Raw genomic sequence first — 398 nt, 5'->3', positions numbered from 1 at the left:
TGGAGGCGAAGCGCCTCAAGGAGCCATGTCCGGTGTTTCACGCGATAGTGTCCATTAAAAAATGATGGACACTATTTTCCCGGAACCGGAGCCCGCTGCACAGACGGTTTAAATGTGACGCTTACTTCTTTATGAATGATCCATCCGCTTCTGTTGTATGGACACACATAATAGTAGCTTGATTTAAGCATGGTACTGCCCCCGGTGGTTGCTGTATCAATCAGGTGAGAAAAAGCAAAGTATGATTTTATTTAATAATGTAGCGTCATTAACACTAAATAACTGATCCTAATACCGCTACACTTTAGCCAGCCCATGTTTTCCCCCGGGGAATGGGCTGACGGTATTCATAAAGTGATGGACCTTTTTCAACAGTTGCCACATTGAACTGCACTGGT

General features: G+C 44.5%; 1 protein-coding gene. It reads right to left on the bottom strand.

What is annotated here, in order from left to right; all coding sequences use genetic code 11:
- Positions 1–297: 297 nt before the first annotated feature.
- The coding region (locus F7Q90_RS27555; protein ID WP_249042848.1) for a hypothetical protein at positions 298–398 on the bottom strand (101 nt) is incomplete at its 5' end.

Origin of the sequence: Pantoea stewartii subsp. stewartii (assembly GCF_008801695.1) — a bacterium.
Taxonomy (GTDB): Bacteria; Pseudomonadota; Gammaproteobacteria; order Enterobacterales; family Enterobacteriaceae; genus Pantoea; species Pantoea stewartii.
This window is presented reverse-complemented; position numbering and strand designations above follow the sequence as displayed.